A 16,982-nucleotide genomic window follows, 5' to 3' on the forward strand; every position below is an offset into this window, starting at 1 on the left:
AACTACGAAAAAGAAAGCTTATAGTAAGAAGGTGCACCACATATTGGATTAGTATCGTGAGGATTATATGGAATTAAACGGCGTTTTTATCGAAGATGAGTATGCAGAGGCATTCCCAAACTGGGCATGCCGTGTTATTATCACAGCAATCAATGAAAAATGGGCAGTAAACGCAGCAACAGAAGCAACCGGATTTGCTACATCAGCAATCGGATGCCCCTGTGAAGCAGGAATCGAGCGCATCCTCACCCCGGAAGAGACACCGGACGGACGCCCTGGCGTTGCTATCATGATCTTCACCGGCGGCAAGAAGAAGCTGAAAGAACAGGTTGTCGAGCGCCTTGCAGAGTGTGTCCTTACCTCACCTACCGCAGCAGTCTTTGACGGCATGCCTGAAGCAGAGGAACGCATCGACGTCAAACTCCACTTCTTCGGCGACAAGTTCGAACACAAGGTGGAAGTCGGCGGACGCAAGTGCTGGGCTATCCCCATCATGAACGGCGAGTACATCGGCGAGGAAGAGTTCGGCATTGTCAAAGGCATTGCAGGCGGCAACTTCTTTATCATGGGAGAGTCCGTTGAGGCAGCACTCGAGGCAGCAGAGAAGGCAGTTGACGCCATAAAGACCTGCGCAGGCTCAATCACCTCATTCCCTGTTGTCGCATCCGGTTCAAAAGTCGGCTCAAAAGCTTACAAGTTCATGGTAGCAACAACGAACGAGAAATTCTGCCCAACCATCCGTGACCTGGTGGAAGACACCAAGGTCCCTGAGGGTGTTGCATGCATCTATGAGATTGTGATTGACGGCGTTGACGAAGATGCCATCAAAGCAGCCACCAAGGCTGGCGTTGAGGCAGCAGTCACCGTGCCCGGCATCAAACGTATCACCTCCGGAAACTTTGGCGGCACCCTTGGCCCGTACAAGTTCCAGCTCTCAGAAATTCTCTAAACCACTTTTTTTTCCCGATTCACTGCGCATTGCTTAAATACCTTTGTTGCCGATAATTCTGTTAACGAAAATTTCGGTGACAAACATATATGATAGTATACACACCTGACGAGATACAGAAACGGTTCGGGCGCCTCTTTTCCCAACGCCTGCTGGTAATGGTGGACGAAGATGCAGGACGGGCAGAAATTCTGGAAGAATGCCGATGTCGTGGCTCAATTGAATGGGACGTAATGAACCGGAAGCGTGCTGGTGGTGCAGTCACCGACATCACCGTCGAGGGAACATCGATGACCATGCAGGCAAAAATCGGTCATTATCCTGCACGTTTCGGCCCTGCAGATAAGGAACTTGGCGGCCAGGCACTCGAAGGTGTGGAGATACAGGGTGACGAGGTCGTCACATCATGGGCAGGCATCGCGGGCGCAGGCGTTGGTGTTGCAGCATGCCTCCCGCAGGCGCCCGGCGTCATACGCACTGAATATGAATCTGAAGAAGACCTGAAGATTGGCGGAGCTCGCCTGAGCAGGTCAAGGATTTTCACTCCCCGCTATGAAAAGGTGACAATCGGTATCGATGACACCGACACCAAAGAGGAAGGAGCCACCTGGGTGCTTGCAAGCCAGTGTGCTGAGGCATGCACAATAGAGGGAATTCACTATCTGAATATGCGCCTTATCCAACTCAACCCAAAAGTCCCGAACAAGACGACCAACTGTGTGGGTTCAGCCCTGAATTTCGCGGTGCGTCCGGACAAAATTGATGAACTGCTGGATTACGTGCGTGACTTTATTCAGGAGAATGCTGTAAGTGATGACACCGGCATTGCCGTATACCGCGGTATCGGTCTCCCGGAGGAGTCACCCTACATGAAGAAGGTAAAGACTGAGGTCTTAAACCAGCAGGAATGTGAGGCAGAGGCAAAACGGCTTGGCATTACCTATATCGACACCTGTGCCGGGAAGGGAAGAATCGGAGCACTCGGAGCGGTGCTCTGGGCAAATGAAGGAATCGAAGCGGCGGGGCTCTATGGAGAACATCTCTGATCCATATTCTATCCGATACCCGGAAATTTGCGCAGTCGCGGACATTGACGGCACGACAGTAGAACTCATCGAAGAGTTTGCCTGCACCGGTGGTGCGATGTGGGCCGGGCATAACTATCAGAAGAGTCCCCTTGTGCAGTCCGTCCGTGTGGTAGGGAACACCCAGCGATTCCTCCTCTCTGCAGGAGTTGAAGACCTCCCCCTTGAAGGGTCCTACTTCCCGGCAGGAATTGCCGCAGTTGAGGTCACTGCGGATGAGATAGGCATAACCTACCGCGGCGTGGGCGGCGGCGGTGTGGGAGCCACCATCTGTCGTACAGAAGCAGCAGGTGTCATCCACTCAAAGAGTGACCCCTGCGGCGGGGGGCGTGAAGCGGGCGCCCAAATCTGGCTGCCCCGTCGCGAACGGGTTATCATCGGTGTGGACGACACCGATACCCCGGAGGAGGGGGCAACATGGACACTGGCACATAACATCGCTGAGGCGGTGCAGACCCCGGAAACACGTTATATCTCCCACACTATTGTCCAGCTCTTTCCGGTTCCCTACCGGACCAAAAACTGCGTGGGTGTGGCATGTGAATTCGCCACTTCAGAACCGGAACAGCTGGTAACCGCATTTGAGGAACTGCTCCGGAAATATACCCTTTCAGATGAGACGGGCATGGCAGTATTCCGTGGTTTCTCCCCCAAACCTCTCACTGAATATGGATGGAAAGTGAAACGCGGTGAGGTAACACGCGACGACCTCAATGCAATCCGTAAGCATATCGAAATCCGCCTTGACGGGCGGGGCATCATCGGTGCTGCAGCGGCGATTCCGTTTGCTACCCGGTATAATGAGGCACTGTCCATATGCAATGGGGAACCCTGAAAGCCCTGATTCTCGCGCACGGAACGGTGCGCCTGAAAGGAACATACCGGTTTCATCCGGAACAGTCTACCGCAGGCCCGGGAGCAGGCGGCATGGGCTCCATCTTTTTTTCCACACCTGAAGGCCGTATCCGGCTTTCCATTGATGAACACTCACCTCTTTTGCTGACCGCAGATGCAGACAGCACCGCACATCTGACCGGACCAAAAATTGATGTCTATGGTACTATTGAAGAGGCGGTATATCACTGCCCCCGGCAGGCATTCATCACTCTTTCAGAGGGGTGTATCTTCTCCTGCCAGTACTGTGCAGTGCCCTCCCTTCCCAAACACATCAAAACGACAGAAGAGGTCACCAAAATGATCGCAGCGGTGGCAGATGAGATTGATGCCATATCACTCACCAGTGGGGTGATAGGGTCCGTTGAGGAGGATGAAGCCCGTGCCATAGCGATGGTGCAGGCAGTGGCAGAGTTCGGCATTCCGGTGGGTGTCTCCATCTATCCTGTGCCCGGAACCCCACAACGACTCAAAGACGCCGGTGCATGTGAAGTGAAGTTCAATATTGAAGCAGCAACCTCTGCCATCTTCCGGGAGATGTGCCCCGGTCTCGACTATGAGGGCACATGGACAATACTGGAAGATTCTGTATCCATATTCAGCAGAAACCGTGTCTACTCCAATGTCATCCTCGGACTGGGAGAGACAGATGCCGAGATGAAAGCATGCATTCACCGCCTGACCGAAATAGGCGTAATACCTGTAATCCGGCCTCTAAACCCCTCACCCGGCCTGCCAGAACTCACACGTCCATCAGCAGAACGTATTCTCCAGATGGCAGAATTTGCCCGGGAAGAACTGGATAACGCGGGCCTTGACCCTACACAGGCAAAGACCATGTGCACCCTTTGTGGCGGATGTGATCTCGTTGCCGGGAGGGATGTATGAGCCCGGTCATGCACAACGGTGATCCCCTGAAAACAGGTGAAGCATGCCTTGCTGCAGCACTCCGGGTTGCAGCGGACCGGTTTTATACCGTACCTGGATACCCTGTGACTTCCCTTGGAGAGAGATGCAGGGCGGTCTGCACCGTAAACGAGAAAGTGGCACTCGAGTATGCACTCGGCGATGCAGTCTCCGGGAGGCGGGCCTGCGTCATCCTGAAAAACGTTGGACTGAACGCTTGTATGGACCCCCTGATGAATGCCGCGGTGCAGGGACTTGCCGGAGGACTTGTCATCGTCGTCGGGGATGATACCGAAGTCAGGGGATCCCAAAATGCACAGGACTCGCGATGTATCGGAAGGGTTGCTGAGATGCCGGTATTCGCCCCGGGGGCAGATGAACTTGCCACTGTTACAGAGACAGCATTTCAGGCCTCAGAACGCTTTTCACGCATTGCAATGGTGCGGGTAACGCCGGCAGTCCTTTCAGCAGAGACTCCCGGCGCCCCCTCTGCACGGGATCAGCAAAAAGGAACCATCGCAGACCCGTTACTGACCATGCGGGGCCGAACAGAGGCAGCAGAGATACAACGCAGAGAAATGGTGCAGTGGGCACAGAAAAAGACTGTTCCGGCCCTTGTCTACCCCCCACACAAAGGGCATGTACCTTCCTGTTCAACAGTCTCGCCCCCAACAGACGAAGACACAAAAAAAGGGACAGGAATGGCATGGGCACCGGAGACGATGCAGTCACGTGGATTTGCCCGCACGTTCTGCAGGGGATGTCCATACCTCCCCCTTCTGCAGGTGATGCAGGAGCTGGGACTCCATCCCATCCTGGACATCGGTTGCGGACTCCTCGCTAAAAACCTCCCATGGAAAGTGGGCACTGCCGGTTATGGGCTGGGATCGGCCCCTGCGGTGGCAGCCACCAGCACCGGGGTAGCGCTGATGGGTGACTATGCTCTGATGCACTCGGGGCTGAGTGCCCTTGCAGACATCCATGAGAAGGGACTGCCTGTTCTGGTCGTAATTGTGGAAAACGGCGTCCTTGGAATGACCGGAAAACAGGCGGCACCGGATATTCTGCCTTACATAGAATGGGCATCACCAGTGATTGCAGATTCCGCCGACACTGATGCCATCCGCTTTGCACTGGTGCCGGAAGACCGGCTGAAATGTGTGATCATCAGGGGCCCCTGCCCCGAGGGAGAAGACCATGAAACCGTGGAATGTTGAAATTTGTGACGTGACACTCCGTGACGGTGAACAGACACCCGGTGTGTCATTCACCTGTGAAGAGAAGATGGCAATTGCCTCACTTCTGGATGAAACCGGAGTAGAGGTTATTGAGGCCGGATTTCCGGTAGTATCAAAGAACGAATACAAGTGCGTCCGGGAGATCTGCAGAATGGGTCTTGACGCCCAAATCTGCTGTCTGGCACGCGCCACACAGGGCGATATTGACGCAGCCATCGGCTGTGAAGTGGATCTCGTGAGCATCTTCATCGCCACCTCTGACCTACATATGCGGATCAAATACCGGTGCTCTTCGGATGAGATGCTGGAGAGGGCTCTCAAAATGGTTGACTATGCCCATGACCACGGGATTCGTGTCCGATTCGCAGCAGAGGATGCATCCCGCACTGACCCCTCCTTTCTGCAGAAGATGTATGCAGCAGGGGCAGATCATGGTGCGGAATACTCAGGTTTTGCTGATACACTCGGGTACCTGACGCCAGTTGAAATGATGCAGTTTATGAAAGAAACAGGCAGTAAGGTTTCGAACAAGCTCGCAATTCACTGCCACAACGACCTCGGGTGTGCCACTGCAAACACCATCACTGCAGCAGAATGCGGAGCGTTTCAGCTCCACACCACAGTGAACGGCATCGGCGAACGGACCGGAAACGCCCGCCTCGAAGAGGTGCTCGTCCTCCTGCGGCTGAAAGGCGATGTGGACCGCTATGACCTCACCCGTCTTCCCGAACTCTCAGCACAGGTTGAGAAGTGCAGCGGCATTGCAATGATGGACACCAAACCGGTGGTCGGAAAGAATGCCTTCTCCCATGAAAGCGGCATCCATATTGCAGCAATGCTCGACGACCCCGATACCTATGAATATCTCCATCCGGAGATGGTTGGGAGAGAGCGCCGGTATATCCTCGGGAAACATACCGGGAGAAAGGCAATCGAACACGTGATAGCCTCGAAGGGATGCACGCTCTCACCCGACCAGGTACACTGGGTGCTCTGCCGGGTCAAGCAGATCTCTGAAGGGAAATGCAATGTGACAGACGAGGTCCTCATGAACCTCCTGCGTGAGGCACGGGATCAGGGTGAGGAGGCATGAGCACCCTCTCCGAACGCATCCTCGGCGGCCCCGCGGGCAGCTACGTGGATCGTGAAGTGGACCGGGCCTTTGCCCACGACGGCACCGGTGTCCTTGCAATGGAGGCATACCGGCAGATGGGCAATCCAAAACCAGCCCGTCCGGAGACGGTCTCCATCATCTATGACCATATTTCACCAGCGAACACCTCACATACAGCAACGCTCCAGAAGGAACTACGGGAATTTTCCGCTGCTGCAGGATTCACTCTTACCGATGTCGGCGGCGGCATCTGCCACCAACTGATGAGCGAGGGACGGGTGTTGCCCGGCGAAGTGGTCGTGGGGGCGGACTCCCATTCCTGTACGACAGGAGCATTTGGTGCCTTCTCCACCGGCGTCGGAGCAACTGATATGGCAGCCATCTGGGCAGAGGGGAGCACCTGGTTCCGCGTCCCCGAGACAATTCATATCGAACTTACCAGCCGTCTGCCCGCGTGGTGTGAGGCAAAAGACATCGTCCTTTCCGTCACCGGCAAAATCGGTATGGACGGCGGCACCTACCGTGCACTGGAATACACTGGGGACGGGGCCTCCACACTCTCGATGGCCGGCCGCCTCACCCTCTGCAACATGGCAGTGGAATGCGGTGCAAAGACAGGCCTCTTCTATGCGGATAAAACAACACAGAAGTATCTCGCCCAGTACGGCCACACCATCAAACAACAGGAAGTGGAAGATGCCACATACTGCCGTGAACTCTCTGTTGACCTCTCAGACATGGAACCCATCCTCTCAGTCCCACACCGGGTAGATACTGTAGCACCGGTGACCGATTATGCAGGTACACTGCTTGATCAGGTCTTTGTTGGCACCTGCACCAACGGCCGCTATGAAGATTTGGAACGTTTTGCCCGTATAGTCCGTGGAAAACAGGTAGCATGCCGCACCATCGTGGTACCGGCGTCCCGTGCCATCATGCAAAAAGCGGCAGAGACCGGCATCCTTGCAGACATTATCGCTGCCGGATGCATGGTCGGCCCACCAGGATGCGGCCCCTGCCTCGGGATGCACATGGGTGTCCTCGGGGAAGGAGAAACCGCCCTCTCGACTGCCAACCGGAACTTCAAAAACCGGATGGGCGTCGGGGCAGAGTATTACCTTGGATCGGTAGCGACTGCTGCGGCGAGTGCACTGAAAGGCGTAATCACCTCACCGGAGGGTGCTCTATGACCCTCTCAGGTCCTGCCGTCTGCATAGGAAAAGACATCGACACCGACCTTGTGATCGCCGGGCGGTACCTCCGGACGAAAGACACATCGGTCTGGGCCGAACATGTTTTCGAAGACCTCGACCCGACACTTGCCCCCCGGCTGAAAGGGGCCATCATCGTGGCAGGCAATAATATGGGCTGTGGGTCATCCCGTGAACAGGCACCGGTCGCCATACGGGAGGCAGGTGCTATTGCAGTCATCGCCCCCTCATTTGCCCGGATCTTCTTTAGGAATGCAATCAATGTCGGTTTGCCGGTCATCGAATGTGACGGTGTCACCTGCAAAGACGGCAGCACCGTCACCATATCACTAGAGGAAGGCTGGGTGGAGGCAGACGGCATGCGCCACCCAATCCGCCCCCTTTCAGACCGGATGCAGGAAATTCTTGCTGCAGGCGGACTCGTTCCATACTGGAGGAACCGATGATATTCCCGGAAGCGTGTAAAATAGTCGGGTATGCTGAAGGCAGACCCGCGGGGAACAGGGTGTACTTCCTCTCACGTTACCTTGTATGCCGCACCGATACCGGGTACGAAGTGCTGGAAGTGGAACCGGAAGAAGGGAGCACGATACTCAGGGAAATAAAATCATCACACTTGTTTGCAGGAGAGGAGGATGTATGCATGTACCCTGAAAAAATGAACCTTCACAACCGTACAAACCTCATTCAAAAGGCTCAAAAGACAGGAAAATTTTGCACCATCTTTACCGGGATTGATGAACACATGACCATCGTCTGTGACCCGTCAGATGAAGAACTCCTCACCATTCATGTTTATGACGCAGAACCCCCGCGCCCGAATCTTGCTCATACCATCCGTGATCTTGAGAAAAACGGTCTATTTGAGGAATGCAACGTGCAGTTCTGTTACCACATTGCAGATATACGGGAGACATCAGCAGAGGTATATCCCTGCCGGGCGGCAGGGTTCTCACGGACAATTGACAACGACCTGCTGCGGGGCGATGAGACAGTCGCCGGATGCCTGACAGGACGGCAGGTGCTTGCCGAATGCTACGGAGAGGAGGCGGCGTTCTCCGTGACAGACATCTGCCCCGCGAATAAGGTAGCACAGGAACCATTTATCGCACGATGCTGCCGGATGGAACGGACAGGCACGGGCGTTCAGAATGGATTTTACGGATCAATTGTCCACTGGGGGGCAACCCCACGGACCATCGCAGAAGCAGTCTTTGCCGTCTGTGATGGGTGGAATGAGAAGAATTCAAAGGAAGAACCGGAGAAAAACCGGGAGGACGAGAATAAATGACCTCGATTGCAGTAGTTGTTGGGGATGGCATCGGACAGGAAGTCATCCCTGTGGCACAGGACGTCCTTTCCCTCCTTCACCCGGAGTATGAGTTCTATCCGGTGGAAATAGGCTACGGAAAATGGAAGAAGACAGGAGTCGCATGCACCCCGGATGACATCGTTCTCCTCCGGGATGCGGATGCCATCATCTTCGGTGCCGTTACCACCCCGCCTGCAGCAGATTACCGTAGTGTCGTTTTAGAGATTCGAAAGGAACTGGACCTCTATGCCAACCTTCGGCCCATCAAGGGAGACGGAGTGGACATTATGATCGTGCGGGAGAACACTGAAGGCCTCTACTCCGGGATTGAATGGCAGGAAGATGACCGGGCATCAACCCTCAGGGTCATCACCCGGAAGGGGAGCGAAAGGATTGCACGGGCCGCCTGCCGGATTGCACGGGAACGCGGGAACCACCTCACCATCGGGAACAAGGCAAATGTCATCAAATCGGATGCATTCTTCCGTGACATCTGCATCAAAACAGCAGAAGAGGAAGGTGTTCCATACACCACCGCATTCATCGACGCCCTGACGCTGGATGTCCTCATGCACCCGGAACGCTATGATGTGATCGTCACCACAAACATCTTCGGCGATATTCTCTCTGATGCGGCGGCATACCTCGTGGGAGGACTGGGGATGCTTCCCAGCGCAAACATCGGGGATTCCCACGCCCTTTTCGAACCCGTTCATGGAAGTGCGCCTGATATCGCAGGAAAGGGCATCGCAAACCCGGTGGCGGCCATCCGATCGGCAGCGATGCTCCTTTCCCACCTTGGCGATATACCCGGGGCAACCCTCATCGAAGAGGCCATCCGCCTGACAGCAGAAGCAGGCATTACCACACCCGACACTGGCGGAAAGGCAACCACAAAAGAGGCAGGTGCCGCAGTTATTGACGCTCTCCTGCGGATTACGGAAGACAGCAAACACAGATAATTCCCTTCACTCTCTTTTTGTATATCCTCCTACGATTCCACCCTCACCTTCCCGGAATCCTACAGGCAGTTCATTGGTCGGTATGCCATCCCTTTTTGCCGCCGGACTACAGATCTCTTCAAACCCGCCATGATAAATATCGGATGCCACGTTTCCATTGCCGGATCTCTCGCACAGGCAGTATCCCGTGCAGAGGAGCGGTCCTGCACCACCTTCCAGATATTCACCAGAAACCCCCGCGGCTGGAAAGTAAAACCCCTAACAGAAGAAGCAGCAGAGACCTTCCGGATGGTGGTGAAAGAAAGTGGTATCGACCCGGTTGTGGCGCATATGCCCTACCTCCCCAATCCCGCCTCACCACGGACTGACGTCTGGGAAAAGTCAGTTGAAGCAATTGTTGGGGAGGTGGAGCGCTGCCGCATGTTGGGCATCCCTTATCTTGTCACCCATCTGGGCAGCAGTCTCGGAAGTCCAACAGAAGAGGCACAGGAACGGGCAATAACAGCCATTGGAAAGGGAGCAGATGCCTCGGAAGGAGACGTGATGATTCTCCTCGAGAATACCGCAGGGACAAAAAACAGCATTGGCACCACCTTTGAAGAGATCGTCATCATCATGGAAGGAGTTGGCGGCAACGGACCAGTCGGCGTCTGTTTTGACACCTGCCACGCATTTGCGGCAGGCTTTGATCTCCGGACAGTGGAGACCACAAACGCAGTATTCAGAGACTTTGACGCAACAATCGGCCTATCACGCCTGAAGGTTATACACCTCAATGATACGATATCAGAACTCGATGGCAGGCGTGACCGTCATGAACACATCGGCCTTGGAACAATAGGTATAGAAGGCATCCGTTCAGTGGTCACCCACCCGGCACTGCAAAACCTCCCGTTTATCTGTGAAACACCGATAGATGACCGCCGGGATGACCGGCGTAATATTGCATGTGTCCGAAAAATAGCAGGAGAGGAACAGGAGATATCAGTCTGATGAATACCTTCCTACCCAACTATTTAAGATATTACCCCCAATTTTACAGACAGTGAAGGCAAGACGGGACGGCACCACGGTGGTGCTTGGGAAGGATGGGCATGCCCTGTATGACCAGAGCGGGTATGGCCGGAAGACAGATGAAGGGCTCACTCTATCTCCGGAAGAGGCCCTGTATCTGGTGCTGAAAAATAAGATCACGGTAGCAGGTGAGAGTTTCGAGTCACTCATATCAGAATTCTCATCCCGGCCCGGGTTTATGCGACGATTTCTGGTATACCGGGATATGCGGGAAAGAGGCTATGTAATTTTGCCCGGCCCTCAGGACTTCCGTGTATTCCGACGGGGAGAAAGACCCGGCACAGGGAGAACAAATTTTCTCATCCGTGTGCTCTCAGAACGTGACCTCATCACCTTCCGTGACCTCGCAGGGGAAGTGGAATCAGCGGTTCACATGCGCAAACAGTTTGTCCTCGCCGCAGTCGACGACGAAGACGAACTCACCTATTATGATGTGAAGACCGACCTCCTGAAGGAAACAGGCCCCGCACCGGAGATCCCAAAGGTGACCGCGATTCGTGCAGGAAATTCCGTTATAACCCAGGATACCGAAGCATTCCCTGACTCCCTGTGGTTTGGCACAAAACTCGACACTGCACACCTCATGCTCTCCCCTATGGAGACCCTCTACCTGCTGGACACCGGATGCCTCACCTTAGCAGGAGACGAAAACGGAGAAGTCATCCGGAATGATATCCCAAAAGAGGACGCCGAATGGAAAGAAAAGTCTCAGGTCTACAGATACCTGCGCTCCCAGGGCCATGTCCCCCGTACTGCATACAAATTCGGCCACCACTTCCGTGTCTACTCAGGAGAGAAGAAGCATTCCGAACTGCTGGTTCATGCCCTCCCCCCCAATGCATCCCTCCCCATGAGTGTGATATCACGGTCGGTCCGGTTGGCGCACAGTGTTCGGAAGAAGATGCTTTTTGCATGTGCCGAACAAAATGGTATTGAATTCGTTGAATTTGCGCGAATCAAATTGTGAGTGATCTGTTTCTATGCAGTCTGAGATTAACCCATGGTCTGCAAACCAGTCCATCGACACGGATAAACTCTTCACAGAGTTTGGAATTGAACCGATTGAGCCCCTGCTTCCGGAAATCCGCAATTCCCCCACATTTATGCGCAGGGGTATTGTAATTGGGCATCGGGACTACCGCCCCATCGTGGATGCGATGAATAATGGCACACCCTTTCATGTCCTGACCGGGTTTATGCCGTCCGGGCATCCCCATCTTGGCCACCTGATGGTGATGAAGGAGGTTGCCTGGCACGTGCAGCAGGGCGGAAACGGCTATGTAGCAGTCGCCGACCGTGAGGCACATGCCGTGCGCAATATCTCATGGGACAAATGCAATGAATATGGCAGAGAGTATCTCACCTGCCTCTATGCACTGGGATATGAGGGAGATACCTACTACCAGAGCACCAATAACCGCCTCAAAGACCTCGCCTTTGAAGCGGCAATAAAGATGAACTTCTCTGACTTGCAGGCAATCTATGGGTTTGGCCAGGAAACCGCCCTCGCACACGCAATGAGTGTCGCAACACAGGTCGCAGATATCCTCTTCCCTCAGGCAGATATTGGACCCGCACCTACCATCGTCCCGGTGGGCATTGACCAGGACCCTCACATCCGCCTCACCCGTGACGTCGCACACAAACTCCGCTTCTTCACGGTCGAGAAACGGGACGGATATGTGAGTGTGCGCTCCAAAAACGCACCTGAAGAAGCACTTGCCGCTGTGCACAAGGCATTCCCCGGTTCAAAGAAATACGAGGGGCATGTTGACATAAAAGGTGGCAACCTCCCTGAAGTGGATGCAACAGTCCGCACCATTGAGATTGAATATGGCGGATTCGGATTCTATTCCCCATCTGCCACATATCACTACTTCATGCAGGGTCTGCAGGGCGGCAAGATGTCGTCCAGTGCCCCGGAGAGCTTTATCGGATTCTGTGACACGGAAAAGGCGGTCAAAAAGAAGATCATGGGTGCCCTCACCGGCGGCCGGATGACCCTTGAGGAACAGAAAAAGCTTGGCGGTGAACCGGATAAATGTTCAGTCTATCTTCTCAACCTCTTCCACATGGTGGAAGATGATGACGAACTCACTGAAATTTGCCGGGCCTGTAAAGCAGGTGAACTGATGTGCGGCACCTGCAAGAAGGCGACATACGAACGGGTCAAAGAATTCCTCTCTGATTTTAAAGAAAAAATGGACGAAGCGGAACATAAGGTGGATGAGCGATAATGGCTGAACTGACATATAATGAAAAACGCCTGATGGTGGTGTTAAACACAATAAAAGAGGCCACACCAGACATCATTGCCGGAGAACTGAACACAACCGCAGCAGCCGTGGTACAGTTTGCCCACCTCTGCGCTGACAAAGGCATTGCCACCCTTGACCGAACCGTCACCGTCAGCTACTCACTTTCCACAGAAGGGGAGCAGTATGCCACCCTTGGTCTCCCGGAACGGCAGGTCTATGCCTCATTCCAGAATGAAATCAGTATGAAAGACATGCAGGCACATCCACTCGCCCGCATTGCTATCGGCTGGATGAAGAAGAAGGGCTGGGTCATAATCGAAAAAGGGCTGGTAAAAAAGACGGGCGATGCACCGGAAGGTGCAGATGAAGTAGCACTCCGTGACCCTGACGCAAACAGGGAAGGCGTACTGGAACTCGTCAAACGTGGCCTTGCAGAAGAGGCCGAGACCACCACCTACTTAATTGCAATAACAGAAACCGGAAAAGCCCTTGTAAAAGCAGGCCTTGACCTGAGAGAAGAGGTTGGCACCCTTACCCGCGAACAGATCCTCTCAGGTGACTGGAAAGACCTGAATCTGCGCCGTTACAGTGTTGACAAACTCCCGAAACGTATCATTCCCGGCAAGATTCACCCCTACCAGCGTCTCATTAACGAGATGCGCAATGTGCTTCTTGAGATGGGATTTATTGAGATGTATGGAGATGTTGTGCAGAGTTCGTTCTGGAACTTTGACGCCCTCTTCCAGCCGCAGGACCACCCGGCACGGGAGATGCAGGACACCTTCTATCTGGACAGCACCACACCCCTGCCAGAAAACTGGGAAGCCGTCCGTGACATCCATGAACATGGCGGCACCACCTCATCCGTCGGATGGGGCGGTATATGGGACCCCGCCAAAGCAAAGACAAATGTCCTGCGAACCCATACCACCGGTCTTTCTATCCAGTACCTCAAGGATCACCCCTATGAACCGGTGAAGGCCTTCTGCATCGGGAGAGTCTACCGGCGTGAGGCCATCGACCCCACCCATACCCCGGAATTTGAGCAGCTCGAAGGTATCGTAATGGACAAGGATGTTTCATTCCGTCATCTCATGGGCTTTTTAAAGGAATTTTATGGCAGAATGGGATTTGAAAATGTCCGTTTCCGCCCGGCATACTTCCCGTACACCGAGCCATCGGTCGAACCGGAAGTATTTGTTGACGGTCTTGGCTGGGTAGAACTCGGCGGAGCTGGTATCTTCCGTGAGGAAGTCACCGACCCGTGGGGCGTGAAATACCCGGTGCTTGCATGGGGACTCGGCGTATCCCGTGTTGCAATGCTGAAGATGGGTCTGCGTGACCTGCGTCAGCTCTACCGGAGTGATGTGGACTGGATACGTGACACCCCCATGATGCAGGGAGGGAAAGACTAATGCCAATCATCAAACTGCCATACGAATACCTTGAGACACTGACCGGCACAGACCGCGAAACCATCATCGATCGGGTGCCGATGATCGGTGCCGACATCGAACGTATCGAAGAGGATCATATCGATGTGGAGTTCTTCCCTGACCGGCCTGACCTCTTCTCCACCGAAGGTGTCGCACGAGCCATGCAGGGATTTTTAGGACTGAAATCCGGCATCAATGAATATCCCATCACCCCATCCGGCATCAGCTTCCGGGTTGACCCCGGCCTTGCGGAGATTCGGCCCTTCCTTGGGTCTGCTGTCATACGCAACGTCTCGTTAAACGAAGAGGCCATCGAGAGCCTCATGGGTCTGCAGGAAGCTCTGCACTGGGCAGTTGGCCGTGGACGCGGCAAGGTGGCAATTGGTGTGCATGACCTGGACACCGTCACACCACCGTTTTACTATCAGGCAGCACCGCGTGACCGCGCTTTTGTACCCCTTGATTTTGCTGAAGAGATGACGATGGAGGAAATACTTGAACACCATCCGAAAGGTGTTAACTTCGCCCACCTCGTCCGGGACTATGAACGGTTCCCCCTCATCACGGATGCAGAGGACAATGTTCTCTCCTTCCCGCCAATCATCAACGGTGAACGCACAAAAGTGACCACAGAAACAAAGAATATCCTTCTCGACTGCACGGGAACAGATATGAAAGCCGTAATGACCGCGGTCAACAACATCTGCACCGCCCTTGCAGATGCCGGCGCCACCATCGAGAGTGTTGAAGTGGACGGTACACCGATGCCCTCCCTTTCACCCTCTATCCGCATGGTCAGTGTAGACGAGTGCCGCCGCCTCCTGGGAATACCCCTCACTGCAGAGGAGATGGTTGCCCATCTCCGGACCATGCGATTTGGAGCTGTTGCAGACGGAGAGGAAAAGGTTCGGGTCACTGTGCCCTGTTACCGTTCTGACATCATGCATGACTGGGACATCTTTGAGGATGTGGCAATTTCGTACGGCTTCGAGAACTTCGATGCTGCATTGCCGGAATCATTCACCACGGGAAAACCACACCCGGTGATGGTCATGATGGACGGTGTGCGTGAAATTCTCGCAGGTCTTGGGTTTTTAGAGATGATGCCCTTCACCCTTACGAACGTTCGTGTGCTCTACACAGCGATGCAGCGTGAAATAAATCCCGGATTACTAAGATTGCAGCGCCCAATTTCAGAGGAGCAGACGGTCATGCGCACCGACATTCTTCCGATGCTTGTGGAGACACTCCAGATAAACCACCACCGTGAACTGCCGCAGCGCCTCTTTGCCATTGGTGACTGTGTGGAAGGAGAAGATACCTTCCAGAAGGTGGCTACAGTGAGTATCCACACGGAAGCAGACTTCTCCGAGATTTACGCCTGTGCAGACGCCCTGATGCGGGAGATGCATATCGCATATGAAATAGAAGAGTCAGCAGATCCCGCATTCATTCCCGGACGCAGGGCTGATATTATCGTGGACGGAAAAAAGACAGGAGTATTCGGAGAATTAAACCCGGATGTCATCCGGGCTTTTGAACTGGACGCACCAGTATGTGCAATGGAAATAGATCTCAGATGCGTACAGGGACGTCCCTGTCTCTGAGATACTCTTTTACCTCTTTTACCGTCATCTCACCGAAGTGAAAGACACTTGCGGCAAGGCAGGCATCAGCATGTCCCACCATAAAGCCGTCATAGAAGTGTTCAAAGGTACCAACACCACCGCTTGCAATCACCGGAATGCCAACCCCATCGGATACGGCCGCGGTCACCGCCACATCAAAGCCCTGTTTTACGCCGTCTGTCTCCATAGATGTCAGAAGAATCTCACCTGCACCACGACGTTCGACCTCTTTTGCCCATTCCACCGCATCGATGCCCGTAGGGTGACTGCCGCCGTAGATGACAACTTCATACCATGCAACTGTCCCATCCAGCATGGTGATGGGTGTGGCTCCCTCACGCATTTCATCATTCCTGCGTACGTCCATTGCGACAACAATGCACTGTGACCCAAACATGACAGCCCCTTCTGATATTAATTCTGGATTCTGCACAGCACTGGTGTTGATACTGACCTTATCTGCACCTGCCCTAAGAATCTCCCGGATGTCATCAATGGAACGAATGCCACCGCCGACTGTGAGGGGCAAAAAGAGCTTGTCTGCCGCACGTTCAATCACATCGATAATAATGCCGCGGGCTTCCTTTGATGCGGTGATATCCAGAAACACCACTTCATCAGCACCCTGCTCATTATACCGGGCCGCGAGTTCCACCGGGTCACCGGCATCCCGCAGACCAAGAAAATTAACCCCTTTCACAACCCTGCCATCCTTCAGATCAAGGCACGGAATGATACGTTTCGTGAGAGCCATCGTGGTACATGGTGTGTATGGTGGACATATGATTATTGTGTATCAGTATGAGACCGGTGTGGATACGATGCACCGATACGGTTGCAACACCATTGCCAACCTGACATCCACTCCCCATTTCAGTATAATAAAAATTACCTTAAACCGTCAAAACACATACG

16 protein-coding genes are annotated in these 16,982 nt (G+C 54.0%); 15 read left to right on the forward strand and 1 reads right to left on the reverse strand.

Features of this window, described 5'->3' with window-relative positions:
• Positions 1 to 67: 67 nt before the first annotated feature.
• The 15 genes from fhcD to pheT all read left to right on the forward strand — a co-directional run bounded on the left by fhcD (position 68) and on the right by pheT (position 16,046).
• Positions 68 to 949: a formylmethanofuran--tetrahydromethanopterin N-formyltransferase gene (fhcD, locus tag L0665_RS04790; protein ID WP_274924563.1), complete on the forward strand. Its 882-nt coding sequence runs from the start codon at positions 68 to 70 to the stop codon at positions 947 to 949.
• A gap of 89 nt (positions 950 to 1,038) precedes the next feature.
• Positions 1,039 to 1,995 carry a DUF1743 domain-containing protein gene (locus L0665_RS04795; protein ID WP_274924564.1) on the forward strand — a complete coding sequence of 319 codons (957 nt, stop codon included), beginning with the start codon at positions 1,039 to 1,041 and terminating at the stop codon, positions 1,993 to 1,995.
• Positions 1,979 to 2,869, forward strand: coding sequence for a methanogenesis marker protein 11 (gene mmp11 / locus L0665_RS04800; protein ID WP_274925719.1), 891 nt, complete (start codon positions 1,979 to 1,981; stop codon positions 2,867 to 2,869). Before L0665_RS04795 ends, mmp11 begins: the two co-directional genes overlap by 17 nt.
• On the forward strand, positions 2,851 to 3,816 hold the full coding sequence (locus tag L0665_RS04805; protein WP_274924565.1) for a radical SAM protein: 966 nt from the start codon (positions 2,851 to 2,853) through the stop codon (positions 3,814 to 3,816). The genes mmp11 and L0665_RS04805 overlap by 19 nt, the downstream gene beginning before the upstream one ends.
• Positions 3,813 to 5,051: a thiamine pyrophosphate-dependent enzyme gene (locus L0665_RS04810; protein ID WP_274924566.1), complete on the forward strand. Its 1,239-nt coding sequence runs from the start codon at positions 3,813 to 3,815 to the stop codon at positions 5,049 to 5,051. The genes L0665_RS04805 and L0665_RS04810 overlap by 4 nt, the downstream gene beginning before the upstream one ends.
• Positions 5,032 to 6,165 (forward strand): homocitrate synthase family protein, encoded by a 1,134-nt coding sequence (locus L0665_RS04815; RefSeq protein ID WP_274924567.1) that lies wholly within the window; start codon positions 5,032 to 5,034, stop codon positions 6,163 to 6,165. Before L0665_RS04810 ends, L0665_RS04815 begins: the two co-directional genes overlap by 20 nt.
• Positions 6,162 to 7,376, forward strand: coding sequence for a 3-isopropylmalate dehydratase large subunit (locus L0665_RS04820; protein ID WP_274924568.1), 1,215 nt, complete (start codon positions 6,162 to 6,164; stop codon positions 7,374 to 7,376). Before L0665_RS04815 ends, L0665_RS04820 begins: the two co-directional genes overlap by 4 nt.
• Complete coding sequence (locus tag L0665_RS04825) at positions 7,373 to 7,843, forward strand: LeuD/DmdB family oxidoreductase small subunit (protein WP_274924569.1); 471 nt, start codon at positions 7,373 to 7,375, stop codon at positions 7,841 to 7,843. Before L0665_RS04820 ends, L0665_RS04825 begins: the two co-directional genes overlap by 4 nt.
• Positions 7,840 to 8,688, forward strand: coding sequence for a DUF7714 family protein (locus tag L0665_RS04830; RefSeq protein WP_274924570.1), 849 nt, complete (start codon positions 7,840 to 7,842; stop codon positions 8,686 to 8,688). The genes L0665_RS04825 and L0665_RS04830 overlap by 4 nt, the downstream gene beginning before the upstream one ends.
• Positions 8,685 to 9,671: an isocitrate/isopropylmalate dehydrogenase family protein gene (locus L0665_RS04835; protein WP_274924571.1), complete on the forward strand. Its 987-nt coding sequence runs from the start codon at positions 8,685 to 8,687 to the stop codon at positions 9,669 to 9,671. Before L0665_RS04830 ends, L0665_RS04835 begins: the two co-directional genes overlap by 4 nt.
• A 129-nt stretch (positions 9,672 to 9,800) precedes the next feature.
• Entirely contained in the window at positions 9,801 to 10,664 is an 864-nt protein-coding gene (locus tag L0665_RS04840) for a deoxyribonuclease IV (RefSeq protein WP_274924572.1), read from the forward strand.
• 52 nt (positions 10,665 to 10,716) lie between these two features.
• Positions 10,717 to 11,712, forward strand: coding sequence for a tRNA-intron lyase (gene endA, locus L0665_RS04845; protein ID WP_274924573.1), 996 nt, complete (start codon positions 10,717 to 10,719; stop codon positions 11,710 to 11,712).
• A gap of 13 nt (positions 11,713 to 11,725) precedes the next feature.
• The gene (locus tag L0665_RS04850) at positions 11,726 to 12,982 is read left to right on the forward strand and encodes a tryptophan--tRNA ligase (protein ID WP_274924574.1); all 1,257 of its coding nucleotides are present in this window, start codon (positions 11,726 to 11,728) and stop codon (positions 12,980 to 12,982) included.
• The gene (gene pheS / locus L0665_RS04855; RefSeq protein WP_274924575.1) at positions 12,982 to 14,418 is read left to right on the forward strand and encodes a phenylalanine--tRNA ligase subunit alpha; all 1,437 of its coding nucleotides are present in this window, start codon (positions 12,982 to 12,984) and stop codon (positions 14,416 to 14,418) included. The genes L0665_RS04850 and pheS overlap by 1 nt, the downstream gene beginning before the upstream one ends.
• Entirely contained in the window at positions 14,418 to 16,046 is a 1,629-nt protein-coding gene (gene pheT / locus L0665_RS04860) for a phenylalanine--tRNA ligase subunit beta (RefSeq protein WP_274924576.1), read from the forward strand. Before pheS ends, pheT begins: the two co-directional genes overlap by 1 nt.
• Here the strand turns inward: pheT and hisF are convergent.
• A complete protein-coding gene (gene hisF / locus L0665_RS04865) occupies positions 16,015 to 16,821 on the reverse strand; it encodes an imidazole glycerol phosphate synthase subunit HisF (protein WP_274924577.1) in 807 nt (268 codons plus the stop codon). The genes pheT and hisF overlap by 32 nt on opposite strands.
• Positions 16,822 to 16,982 lie beyond the last annotated feature (161 nt).

The sequence above is a fragment of the Methanogenium marinum genome (genome assembly GCF_028912405.1).
Taxonomy (GTDB): domain Archaea; phylum Halobacteriota; class Methanomicrobia; order Methanomicrobiales; family Methanomicrobiaceae; genus Methanogenium; species Methanogenium marinum.

What these genes read in the sequence shown, in the direction of transcription:
- fhcD (WP_274924563.1), top strand. Translation starts at nt 68, where the DNA reads ATGGAATTAAACGGCGTTTTTATCGAAGATGAGTATGCAGAGGCATTC.
- L0665_RS04795 (WP_274924564.1), top strand. Translation starts at nt 1,039, where the DNA reads ATGATAGTATACACACCTGACGAGATACAGAAACGGTTCGGGCGCCTC.
- mmp11 (WP_274925719.1), top strand. Translation starts at nt 1,979, where the DNA reads ATGGAGAACATCTCTGATCCATATTCTATCCGATACCCGGAAATTTGC.
- L0665_RS04805 (WP_274924565.1), top strand. Translation starts at nt 2,851, where the DNA reads ATGCAATGGGGAACCCTGAAAGCCCTGATTCTCGCGCACGGAACGGTG.
- L0665_RS04810 (WP_274924566.1), top strand. Translation starts at nt 3,813, where the DNA reads ATGAGCCCGGTCATGCACAACGGTGATCCCCTGAAAACAGGTGAAGCA.
- L0665_RS04815 (WP_274924567.1), top strand. Translation starts at nt 5,032, where the DNA reads ATGAAACCGTGGAATGTTGAAATTTGTGACGTGACACTCCGTGACGGT.
- L0665_RS04820 (WP_274924568.1), top strand. Translation starts at nt 6,162, where the DNA reads ATGAGCACCCTCTCCGAACGCATCCTCGGCGGCCCCGCGGGCAGCTAC.
- L0665_RS04825 (WP_274924569.1), top strand. Translation starts at nt 7,373, where the DNA reads ATGACCCTCTCAGGTCCTGCCGTCTGCATAGGAAAAGACATCGACACC.
- L0665_RS04830 (WP_274924570.1), top strand. Translation starts at nt 7,840, where the DNA reads ATGATATTCCCGGAAGCGTGTAAAATAGTCGGGTATGCTGAAGGCAGA.
- L0665_RS04835 (WP_274924571.1), top strand. Translation starts at nt 8,685, where the DNA reads ATGACCTCGATTGCAGTAGTTGTTGGGGATGGCATCGGACAGGAAGTC.
- L0665_RS04840 (WP_274924572.1), top strand. Translation starts at nt 9,801, where the DNA reads ATGATAAATATCGGATGCCACGTTTCCATTGCCGGATCTCTCGCACAG.
- L0665_RS04850 (WP_274924574.1), top strand. Translation starts at nt 11,726, where the DNA reads ATGCAGTCTGAGATTAACCCATGGTCTGCAAACCAGTCCATCGACACG.
- pheS (WP_274924575.1), top strand. Translation starts at nt 12,982, where the DNA reads ATGGCTGAACTGACATATAATGAAAAACGCCTGATGGTGGTGTTAAAC.
- pheT (WP_274924576.1), top strand. Translation starts at nt 14,418, where the DNA reads ATGCCAATCATCAAACTGCCATACGAATACCTTGAGACACTGACCGGC.
- hisF (WP_274924577.1), bottom strand. Translation starts at nt 16,821, where the DNA reads ATGGCTCTCACGAAACGTATCATTCCGTGCCTTGATCTGAAGGATGGC.